The sequence below is a fragment of the Brevundimonas sp. UBA2503 genome, from assembly GCF_002341485.1.
Lineage (GTDB): Bacteria > Pseudomonadota > Alphaproteobacteria > Caulobacterales > Caulobacteraceae > Brevundimonas > Brevundimonas halotolerans.
Genome location: NZ_DDOD01000007.1, coordinates 180652 through 191206, shown reverse-complemented (window position 1 = coordinate 191206; position 10555 = coordinate 180652). Strand labels below are relative to the sequence as shown.

11 protein-coding genes are annotated in these 10555 nt (G+C 68.2%); 5 read left to right on the top strand and 6 right to left on the bottom strand.

Annotated features, from left to right (window positions below; translation table 11 throughout):
• Positions 1-16: 16 nt before the first annotated feature.
• The gene (locus tag B4K74_RS02640) at positions 17-649 is read right to left on the bottom strand and encodes a LysE family translocator (RefSeq protein WP_286691637.1); all 633 of its coding nucleotides are present in this window, start codon (positions 647-649) and stop codon (positions 17-19) included.
• Positions 650-809: 160 nt separating this feature from the next.
• Between B4K74_RS02640 and clpB the strand changes: the two genes are divergently transcribed.
• The 3 genes from clpB (at position 810) to B4K74_RS02625 (ending at position 5463) form a co-directional block, all read left to right on the top strand.
• Positions 810-3401 (top strand): ATP-dependent chaperone ClpB, encoded by a 2592-nt coding sequence (gene clpB / locus B4K74_RS02635; protein WP_286691636.1) that lies wholly within the window; start codon positions 810-812, stop codon positions 3399-3401.
• Between the two features lie 52 nt (positions 3402-3453).
• A complete protein-coding gene (locus tag B4K74_RS02630) occupies positions 3454-4851 on the top strand; it encodes a hypothetical protein (protein WP_286691635.1) in 1398 nt (465 codons plus the stop codon).
• 270 nt (positions 4852-5121) lie between these two features.
• Positions 5122-5463, top strand: a complete 342-nt coding sequence (locus B4K74_RS02625; protein ID WP_286691634.1) for a GIY-YIG nuclease family protein — start codon at positions 5122-5124, stop codon at positions 5461-5463.
• Here B4K74_RS02625 and B4K74_RS02620 read toward each other — a convergent pair.
• Positions 5460-5987 carry a GrpB family protein gene (locus B4K74_RS02620; RefSeq protein WP_286691633.1) on the bottom strand — a complete coding sequence of 176 codons (528 nt, stop codon included), beginning with the start codon at positions 5985-5987 and terminating at the stop codon, positions 5460-5462. The genes B4K74_RS02625 and B4K74_RS02620 overlap by 4 nt on opposite strands.
• A gap of 279 nt (positions 5988-6266) precedes the next feature.
• Here B4K74_RS02620 and B4K74_RS02615 point away from each other — a divergent pair, with 279 nt between their 5' ends.
• Complete coding sequence (locus B4K74_RS02615) at positions 6267-6608, top strand: GIY-YIG nuclease family protein (RefSeq protein WP_286691632.1); 342 nt, start codon at positions 6267-6269, stop codon at positions 6606-6608.
• A gap of 431 nt (positions 6609-7039) precedes the next feature.
• On the top strand, positions 7040-7498 hold the full coding sequence (locus tag B4K74_RS02610; RefSeq protein WP_286691631.1) for a YaiI/YqxD family protein: 459 nt from the start codon (positions 7040-7042) through the stop codon (positions 7496-7498).
• 2 nt (positions 7499-7500) lie between these two features.
• Here the strand turns inward: B4K74_RS02610 and B4K74_RS02605 are convergent, their stop codons facing one another.
• From B4K74_RS02605 to B4K74_RS02590, 4 genes are read right to left on the bottom strand one after another with little or no spacing between them, the layout of a single operon-like run.
• The gene (locus tag B4K74_RS02605) at positions 7501-8205 is read right to left on the bottom strand and encodes a lysophospholipid acyltransferase family protein (RefSeq protein WP_286691630.1); all 705 of its coding nucleotides are present in this window, start codon (positions 8203-8205) and stop codon (positions 7501-7503) included.
• Entirely contained in the window at positions 8202-8846 is a 645-nt protein-coding gene (locus B4K74_RS02600; RefSeq protein WP_286691643.1) for a YdcF family protein, read from the bottom strand. Before B4K74_RS02600 ends, B4K74_RS02605 begins: the two co-directional genes overlap by 4 nt.
• Positions 8847-8855: 9 nt before the next feature.
• Positions 8856-9746 (bottom strand): ABC transporter permease, encoded by an 891-nt coding sequence (locus B4K74_RS02595; protein ID WP_286691629.1) that lies wholly within the window; start codon positions 9744-9746, stop codon positions 8856-8858.
• Positions 9743-10486, bottom strand: coding sequence for a cell division ATP-binding protein FtsE (locus B4K74_RS02590; protein ID WP_286691628.1), 744 nt, complete (start codon positions 10484-10486; stop codon positions 9743-9745). Before B4K74_RS02590 ends, B4K74_RS02595 begins: the two co-directional genes overlap by 4 nt.
• Positions 10487-10555 lie beyond the last annotated feature (69 nt).

Genomic DNA, 10555 nt, shown 5'->3' with positions numbered 1-10555 from the left:
CTTATGAGTCCAGAACCTAGCGCGTCTCCCACGCCATCCACAGGGCGACCAGCAGGATACCGCCGCCCATCACGCCGCGCGCCAGCGGCCCTTCCAGCCGTCGCAGCAGGGGACCGCCGGCGCCCGCCGCCGTCACCACGATCAGGCCGTGGATGGTGGTCGCCACCGCCAGATGCAGCCCGCCCAGCGTCAGCGCCTGCGCCACCGGCAACCCCGCCCCGGGCCGGATGAAGGTCGGCAGCAGCGCCGAATAGAAGACCGCCGCCTTGGGATTGAGCAGATTGGCCGCCAGCCCCTTCAGGAACAGGTCGCGGCGCCGTCCCTCGACGGCCTCTCCCGCCATGGTGTCCGCCCCCCGCCAGGCTTCCCACGCCAGCCAGAGCAGCCAACCGACCCCGGCCCAGCGGATGATCTGGAACAGCCAGGGCCACTGGATCACCAGCGTCGCCACCCCGACCACGGCGGCCAGCATCCAGATCGCCAGCCCCAGCGTCACCCCGGCCACGGCCGCCAGCGCCGCCGTCCGTCCCCGGCCCGCCGCGATCAGCGCCAGCCAGCCCATGTTCGGCCCCGGCGTCAGCTCGACCAGCGCCACCGCCACCAGAAACGGCAGGATCACGGTCGGCTCGAACAGGGACAGCAGGGGCATGGGCGGGGATCTCCGGTCGCCTGCATAGCGGCTGCGCAGACCGGCGTCCCCACCTCTTGCGTTGCGGATCGGCCACACCCATTTCGGGGGTGACCGGCTGGCGTGTCGCTTGCATCAAGGGCAGCGGGCCGGATCTGCCTGATCCAGGGGATGACCACAGATGAACCTCGACCTCTACTCCGACCGCGCCAAATCCGCCGTCCAGGCCGCCCAGTCGCTGGCGCTGGCCCGCCGGCATCAGCAGTTCGCGCCCGAACACCTGCTCAAGGTGCTGCTGGAGGAACGCGACGGCCTGGCCCGCAATCTGATCACGGCCGCCGGCGGCGACGCGGCCAAGGCCGAGCGCGCCGTCGAAACGGCCCTGTCCAAGCGCGCCCAGGTGTCCGGCGGCTCGGGCCAGCTGTACCTCGACGGCGACACCGCCCGCGTCTTTGCCACGGCCGAGGCCTCCGCCAAAAAGGCCGGCGACCAGTTCGTCACCACCGAGCGCCTGCTCAGCGCCATCGCCAAGGACGGCGGCGTCGCAGCCACGGTGCTCGCCTCGGTCGGCGCCACGCCGGATGCCCTCGAGGCCGCCATCACCGAACTGCGCAAGGGCCAGACCGCCGACAGCGCCGGGGCCGAAGACGCTTATGATGCCCTCAAACGCTATGCCCGGGACCTGACCCAGGCCGCCCGCGACGGCAAGGTCGATCCGGTCATCGGTCGCGATGAGGAAATCCGCCGCACCATTCAGGTCCTCGCCCGCCGCACCAAGAACAACCCCGTCCTGATCGGCGAGCCCGGCGTCGGCAAGACCGCCATCGTCGAGGGTCTGGCGCTGCGCATCGTCAATGGCGACGTGCCGGAGTCGCTCAAGGACAAGAAGGTCCTGTCGCTCGACATGGGCGCCCTGATCGCCGGCGCCAAATACCGCGGCGAGTTCGAGGAACGGCTCAAGGCGGTGCTGAACGAGGTCTCGGCCGCCGAGGGCCAGATCGTCCTGTTCATCGACGAAATGCACACCCTGGTCGGCGCCGGAAAGGGCGACGGCGCCATGGACGCCTCCAACCTGCTCAAGCCTGCGCTTGCCCGGGGCGAGCTGCACTGCGTCGGCGCCACCACGCTGGATGAATACCGCAAGCACGTGGAAAAGGACGCGGCCCTCGCCCGCCGATTCCAGCCCGTCTTCGTCGAGGAGCCCTCGGTCGAGGACACCGTCTCCATCCTGCGCGGCCTCAAGGAGAAGTATGAGGTCCACCACGGCGTGCGCATTTCCGACAGCGCCATCGTCGCGGCCGCGACCCTGTCGAACCGCTACATCACCGACCGCTTCCTGCCGGACAAGGCCATCGATCTGATCGACGAGGCCGCGTCGCGCGTCCGCATGGCGGTCGACTCCAAGCCCGAGGCGCTGGACGAAATCGACCGCCGTCTGGTCCAGCTCAAGATCGAGCGCGAGGCCCTGAAAAAGGAATCCGACGCCGGCTCAAAATCCCGGCTGGAGAAACTGGAGTCTGAAATCGACGACCTCCAGTCCGAGTCCGACGCCCTCACCGCCCGCTGGAAGGCGGAAAAGGACAAGGTCGGCCAGGGCGCCCAGCTGCGCGAGACGCTGGACCGCCTGCGCGCCGAACTGGTCACCGCCCAGCGGACTGGCGACCTCGGCCGCGCCTCCGAAATCGCCTATGGCCAGATCCCCCAGATCGAGCGCCAGCTGGACGAGGCCGAGGCCAATGAGGCCGACAAGGCTGGCCCCCTGACCCCCGAAGTCGTCGACGCCGAACAGATCGCCGCCGTCGTCTCCCGCTGGACCGGCGTGCCCGTCGACAAGATGCTCGAGGGCGAACGCGAAAAACTGCTGACCATGGAAGACGCCCTGGCCCGCCGCGTGGTCGGCCAGGACGAGGCCCTGACCGCCGTCTCCGATGCCGTCCGCCGGGCCCGCGCGGGCCTCAACGACCCCAACCGCCCGCTCGGCTCCTTCCTGTTCCTCGGCCCCACCGGCGTCGGCAAGACCGAGCTGACCAAGGCGCTGGCCGAATTCCTGTTCGATGACGAGGCCGCCATCACCCGCATCGACATGTCGGAATATATGGAAAAGCACGCCGTCAGCCGCCTGATCGGCGCCCCTCCCGGCTATGTCGGCTATGACGAGGGCGGGGCCCTGACCGAGGCGGTCCGCAGGCGCCCCTATCAGGTCGTGCTGTTCGACGAGGTGGAAAAGGCCCACCCCGACGTCTTCAACGTGCTCCTCCAGGTGCTCGACGACGGCCGCCTGACCGACAGCCAGGGCCGCACCATCGACTTCAAGAACACCCTGATCATCATGACCTCCAACCTCGGCTCCGACGCCCTGGCCTATCAGGGCGAAGGCGACACCGTGGATGCCGTCCGCCCCATGGTGATGGAGGCCGTCCGCGCCCACTTCCGGCCCGAGTTCGTCAACCGCATCGACGAAATCGTCCTGTTCCAGCGCCTCGGCCGCGCCCAGATGGGCGGCATCGTCCGCATCCAGCTGGCCCGCTTCGAAAAACTGCTGGCCGACCGCCGCCTGACCCTGGCCCTCGACGACACCGCCGCCGCCTGGCTCGCCGACAAGGGCTACGACCCCGTCTACGGCGCCCGCCCCCTCAAACGCGTCATCCAGAAGGAGCTGGTCGACCCGATCGCAAGGAAACTGCTGGCCGGCGAGATCGAGGACGGGAGCGTGATCGCCGTGTCAGCGGGGGCGGATGGCGGGCTGGAGATCGGGAAGGCGCGGGTGCATTAGGGCCTTCTATCCGGCACTAATGGCGCTCTATGAGAGAAGGTAGTCGCGCCTGATGAATCTCAGCGAATTCGATCCTGCCGGTTTCGGCTTCGACTTAAACACCAGAGAGCTCGCGGCGCTTATCTGGTTGGGCGTCATCGGGTCTGGACTTCTGCTCTGGAAGCGAACGCGCTTAGGTGGATTGAGCGTGATCCGGATGTTCTTCGCATGGCCATTGCAGCGGGTTTTTCTCGCCATGACGGCCTACACGATCCTCATCGTCACGCTGCTGGCGAAACTGAATGCGTGGGAATGGTCCAACCTCAAAACCACGGTTCTGTGGTGGTTGACGGTAGGCTTTGCTTCGCTGTGGGAAGCCCAGCGAATCGGCGAGGAAAAGCACCCGGTTCGCAGGTTGCTTCTGGACGCTCTCAGTCTGACTGCCGCAATCACGTTCATCGCCGAATTCGGCAGCTTCCCGTTATGGGCCGAGCTGATCCTGCCAGTGCCGCTCACCTTTATCGCCTTGATAGTGGCGATGGCACCGACCCTGAAGGGCGGCGAGATTCTTGTGAAACCACTGTTGTGGATCCTGGCGATCGCTGGCCTTGGTTACCTCGCTTGGGGAACGCGTGAGATTCTCGCCGCTCCGTTCACCTTCCTGAGTTGGAACACGCTGCGCGAGTTCGCGGCCCCGATCATCTTGTCGATCGCCTTTATTCCTTTCCTGTTCGCCCTCGCCGTCCTGATGACGCACGAGACGATCTTCACGTCGCTCAAGATCATGTGGAAAAGACCCGATCTCGCGGCCTACGCGCAGCGGCGAGCACTTTGGGCGTTCGGATATGACTTGGACGGCATGAAGCGGCTCGCCCGCGATCTAAAGATGAACGACATTGAGGATCGCAGAGGCGTCGAAGAGGCGATCTCCCTCATCAAACGCCTCAAGCGCCGTGAAAAGAACCCACCCGTTACGTCTGCGGAGTTAGGTTGGTCCCCGCACGATGCGATTTGCTTTCTGAAAGAAGATGGCGTCCTTGCGAAGGACTGGCATCCCAGCTTCGGCGAATGGCGGGCGGAAGCGACAGTCGTGAAGCTCGGCGATGGTTTCCTGCCGGACAACGTCTCCTACTATTTGTCCGGAACCGAGTTCGCGGTAACGCGGCTGGTGCTCATCCTGCACGCCAGCAATCGAAACGACACGGCCCAGTCCGACGTGCGCTTCTATGCCATGGTGCGCGCGCTGCTTGAGCGGGCCATGCCGTCGGATCAAGCGGAAGTAATGCTGGCGCGCCTCTTGGATCAAGAGGACGTCGTGATCCGCGAGGACGGCTGGCGTTTTGCGATGGCGTGGCACGGGTGGGGCACACCTCAATACGGCGGCTATTCCCGCGATTTCAAATTGAGCCACAAGGCCCATGTGGCGACTGAGTTTGACGAGGAGTTCTACGAAGCACCGGGCCCGCACTGAGTGTCAGAAACGGGGATATAGAAACGAGGACACACGGCCATCCCCCCTTTCGTCATCCTCCGGCAAGCCGCCGCAGGCGGCGCAGACCGGGGGACCCAGCGGCGCGCGGGAGCGCGAAGCTTTCACAGGCAGGACGCGGGCCGCGCTACCCGAACAGATCGCCTTCGGCGCCGCTGGGTGGCCCGGTCAAGCCGGGCCATGACGAAAGTAGAAGGGCGAGCGCGGATCGGGGCTGGTGACGTTCCCAAAAAACGGCGTTAGCTTTGGCGTATGGGAACCCACCGCACCTTTATCGCCACCTACATCATGGCGAGCGGGCGCAACGGGACGATCTACACGGGCTCGACCTCCAACCTCGAAAGCCGGGTGTGGAAGCACAAAACCCGCGCCTTTCCGGGCTTCACCGACGAGAATGATTGCGATCAACTGGTCTGGTTCGAGCGGCACACCTCGGTCACCGATGCCATCAAGCGCGAGCGCCGTCTCAAAAAGTGGATGCGTGACTGGAAGCTGGCTTTGATCGAGGCGCACAACCCCGAATGGCGCGATCTGGCTGCCGACTGGTTCCCCGAGAACGACCTGGACTGGACCCCGCCGCCTGAAGAAGACTAACGCCCCATCCACCCCCGCACCGCCTCCGCCGCCACGGCATCCGTCCAGGCCTGTTTGCAGGCGGTGTAGGCCGCGCTGTCGTCGGGGTGGAGGGCGGCGCAGCGGGCCTTTTCCTGCGCATAGGCGTCCGCCGTGGCGGGCTCGGCGCGCAGGCGGTCGCGGAAGGCCAGATGCCAGGCAATCGCCGGGTCTCCGCACGCATAGACATGCAGGTGGGCGGCGCGGGTGCCGGTCTCCGGATCGTCGCGGGTGAAATAGCGCCGCCCCGCCAGCCCGTTCTCGCCCCGCCAGCGCCAGCCCAGCCCGGCCAGCGTCCCGCGCGCGCCCTCGAGCACCTCCAGACCCTCGACCTCGGCCAGCAGATCGATCACCGGCTTGGCGGGCAGCCCCGGAATGGCCGTCGAGCCCATATGATGCACCGCCCCGAACACCCCCGGCACGGCCGCGACGAGCTCTGCGATCAGCCCCTCCGCCCGCGCGGCCCACGCGGGATCATGGCGAACAAGGACAACCGGTCTGGGCATGGGCCATGATCCCGACGGGCGAGGGAGGGGTCAAGTCGTGACTCCCTCTCCCCCTCTTTCGTCATCCTCCGGCAAGCCGCCGCAGGCGGCGCAGACCGGGGGACCCAGCGGCGCGCGGGAGCGCGAAGCTTTCACAGGCAGGACGCGGGCCGCGCTACCCGAACAGATCGCCTTCGGCGCCGCTGGGTGGCCCGGTCAAGCCGGGCCATGACGAAAGTAGAAGAGCGAGCGCGGATCGGGGCTGGTGACGATCGCAAAAGACGGCGTTAGTTTCAGCGCATGGGAACGCACCGCACCTTCATCGCCACCTACATCATGGCGAGTGGGCGCAACGGGACGATCTACACGGGTTCGACGTCCAACCTCGAAAGCCGGGTCTGGAAGCACAAAACCCGCGCCTTTCCGGGCTTTACCGACGAGAACGACTGCCACCAACTGGTCTGGTTCGAGCGGCACACCTGGGTCACCGATGCCATCAAGCGCGAGCGCCGCATCAAGAAGTGGATGCGCGACTGGAAGCTGGCCCTCATCGAGACGGACAATCCCAACTGGCGCGATCTAGCCGCCGACTGGTTCCCGGTGCACGACCCGGACTGGACCCCGCCCGAAGAGCCCGACTGACCCCCTCCCTTGCTTTCGTCATCCTCCGACAAGCCGCGTAGCGGCGCAGATCGGGGGACCCAGCGGCGCCGTAGCGAAGCGGAGGCGAAAGGCGCCGCGCGCTGCGTGTTGAACAGATTCACGCTATCGCGTGCCGCTGGGTCCCCCGGTCTCGCTTCGCTCGCCGGAGGATGACGAAAGCAGGGTGGAGGCTTACTCCAATCTTATCAGCACACCCCCACGCCGTGGTAGACTCCCCGTCCCAGCCGCAGACCCCGGAGCCCATCCAGACCATTCAGACGGTTCAGACCATTCAGACGGTTCAGACGGTTTTTTTCACCGTCTGATTTCCCCACCCCGAACCCCATTCCAGACTATTCAGACGGTTCAGACGGTCTTTCTCGCCACTCGCCACTCGCCACTCGCCACTCACCACTCACTAGTCACCCCCCATGCACACCCTCTTCATCGACGCCGACGCCTGCCCCGTGAAGGAGGAGTGTTTCCGCGTGGCCGAGCGGGTGGGGTTCAAGGCCTTTGTCGTCTCGAACGGCTGGATCAACACACGCCGCGCGCCCTTCATCGAACAGGTGGTGGTCGAGGCCGGGCCGGATGTCGCCGATGACTGGATCGCCGAGCGGGCGGGGCCGGGCGATATTGTGGTGACCAGCGACATCCCGCTGGCCGACCGCTGTCTCAAGGCCGGGGCCCAGGCGCTCAGGCCCAATGGCTCGGCCTTCACGCCCGACTCGATCGGCTCGGCCCTGGCCGGGCGGATGGTGGGCGAGCATCTGCGCGGCATGGGGGTGGCGACGTCGGGCCCGCCGCCGTTCGGCCCGCGCGACCGTTCGGCCTTCCTGCAGGCGCTGGACCGCGCCGTGGTCGTGGCGAAGCGGGCGGGGGGCGGGTGAGCCTACCCCAGCAGCTTCGTCGAGGCCGCTTCCAGTTCGGCCTCCAGCCGCGCCATGAAGGCGTCGCGCTTCAGCCCGGCGGGGATGGCGGGCAGGAACTCATAGACCACGGTGCCGGGGGTGCGTCTGAAGCCGTGGGCCGGCCAGTGCTGGCCCGCATTGGTGGCCATGGGCACGCAGGCGCAGTCGAGGTCGCGGTACAGGGCGGCGATGCCGGGCTTGTAGTCAGGCGGCGCGCCGGGGGCGGTGCGGGTGCCCTCGGGGAAGATCAGGATCTGGCGTCCCTCGGCGTGGCGGATCCGGGCCTGACGGACCATGCCCTTGAGGGCCGCCGAATGGGCCGAGCGGTCGATGGCGATCATATTGGTCCGGGCCGCGAACCAGCCGAAGAAGGGCAGCACGATCAGCTCCTTCTTCATGATGTAACAGGGGTCCGTAAGGAAGGTGAAGGGGGCAATCACATCCAGCATGCCCTGGTGCTTGCCGGCGATCAGGGCGGGGCCCGAGGGCCGGTGCTCAAGACCCCTGACCTCGACCCGCACGCCACAGATCCAGCGCAGGCCGAACAGCACAAAGGCGCCCCACATGCGGATCACGACCATCGAGGGGTCGCGCCCGAACAGCAGCACGGGCGACATGAACAGGGCAAAGATCGCCATCGACAGATACAGCCAGGCGACAAAGATCAGGGACCGCAGCGTGGTCACTCGCGGGCCTTCTTCGCGGCTTCCTCGGCCACGCCCTGGACCGCGTCGGCCGAGCGGTCGCCGCTGATGCGCCGCACGCCCTCGCGCACCATGACGGTCAGATACTTCATATATTCCAGTGTCATACGCCGGGCTGTGACCGCCGCCCGCCACCAGCCCCGGTCGTCCAGCTCGGGCGTCTTGACGGCATAGGGGGTCAGCTCGACGCCGGGCAGGGCGCTGCGGATCTCCACCAGGCTGCGCGGCATGTGATAGTCCGAGGTCACCACGATCAGGCTGTCATAGCCGTTCGACCGGGCCCAGCGGCCGATCTCGCGGGCATTGCCCATGGTGTTCTCGGCCTCGAACCCCAGGTCGACGCAGCAGGCGAACAGCCGGTTTGAGCCGGGCGTCACGGCCTTCAGCTCGGCCTTCTGCACCTGGCGGTTGACGCCCGAGATCAGCAACCGGTCGCCCTTGCCGTTCTCCAGCAGGCGCACGGCGGCATCGACCCGGGTCGATGACGGGCCGGTCAGGACGACGATTCCGTCCGCCCGGGCGGGATCATCCGCCGGGCTATAACTCCGCACCCGGTCGGCGAAGGCGAACAGCCCGACCAGCCAGACGAGAGCGAGAATGCCGAAGAGGGCCAGAAAGCGCATCATCCTTAACTAGCCCCCGCCCCGCTGCCTGCCAAGCCACAGTCGGATCGACACCCGCGCGGCCACCACGGCCACGACCGCCGTCACCAGCGGCCAGGGCGCCAGCCACACCGGATCGGTGAGGATCAGCGGAAACACCCGGCCCAGCGTGCCCGTCAAGGGCGCCAGCGCCAGCCCCAGCCCGGCCAGCAGGGCCAGCCCCGCCCCGACCGCCCCGGCCAGGGCTGCGTCCCGCCCCAGATGCCACTGGGCGAGGAAGGTCAGGGCCGGGTCGTCCGCGCCCGCCAGTCGCAGGGCCTGCAGCGCACCCGACCGGCTCTCAACGGCCTGCCGCGCGCTCAGCACGATGGCGGTGGCGGTCAGCAGGCCGGCGACCAGCACGGCCAGCAGCGTCAGGTCGCGCACCCCGCGCGCGGCGGCGGTGAAGTCCTCGCGCCACAGGCTGTGGTCGTCGACCGTCCCGTCGACCCCGGCCTCGGCCAGCGCCCGGTTCAGGCTGATGGCGCTGGCGGGCTCGGCCGGGTCCAGCCTCAGCCGCACCAGCTGGGGCAGGGGCAGGGTCGCCAGATCCGCCTCGCCCAGCCAGGGGCGCAACAGGGCCTCGGCCTCGGCCCGCTCCAGCGCCACGGCCTCTTGCACGCCGCGCACCCCGGCGAGCGCTTCGGCGGCGCGGGCAGCGGCGGTCGCCCCGCTCTCGTCGGCCCGGGGGCGAATCAGGGCGGTGGCCTCACGGCTCACCGCGCTGGCCCAGTCGCCGGCCGCGCGGCTGGCGCCCACATGGGCCAGCAGGGCCAGCGCCGTCAGCAGGCTCAGCACGGTCAGCACGACCAGACCCAGCCGCCGGGTCGCGCCGCCGTTCGGCCAAAGCTCCGGCCCGATCAACAGGGCAGGGCGCCTCATCGCGTCCGCTCCGGCTCGACCAGGCGACCGGCCTCGAGGTGCAGCCGCCGGTCGCCCTTGCGGACCTCCGCGCCCGGCCCGTCGCCGTCGCGGGTCATGATTACGGTCGCGCCCTGCCGGTTCAGGGTCCGCAGCAGGCCCAGCATGCGTTTGGCCGAGGCCGCGTCCAGCCCGGCCAGCGGTTCATCCGCCAGGATCAGCTCGGGGCCCGTCATCATCGCTCGCGCCAGCGCCACCAGTCGCCGCTCGGCGCGCGACAGCGTGCCCGCAGGGCGGTCGGCCATGTCGGACAGGCCAACGAAGTCCAGCATAGCCGCCAGATCCGCCGCGCGCCCCCGGGGGACTTCGGCGGTCACGCGCAGGGTCACGGCCAGGCTGTCGGCGACGCTCATGTGCGCCAGCAGCGGGTCGTCCTGGGCGATCAGGCCGATCCGGCGTCGCAGCCCCCGGGCCTCGCGACCGCGCAGCTCGGCCCGGTCCTGTCCGAACAGCACCACCTGGCCCGCATCCGGACGGACCAGTCCGGCCATCATCCCGATCAGCAGACTCTTGCCCGCTCCGGACCGCCCGGTAAGGAAGTTGAAAGAGCCCGTCGTCACAGTGAGATCGATACCCCGCAACAGGTCGGGGCGTCCGGCGTGGCCGAACGTCACGCCTCTCAGGCGCACCGGCCAGCCGGCTTCGCCTCGGGGGCCATCGGTCGGGCTGGACATGTCAGAGGCGGCGATCGTGCGGGTCACATCGAATACAGGTCAGGGAAGCCGGGATAGGGGTCAACGGGGCGCGGGGTCGCTCCGGGGGGCGCAACG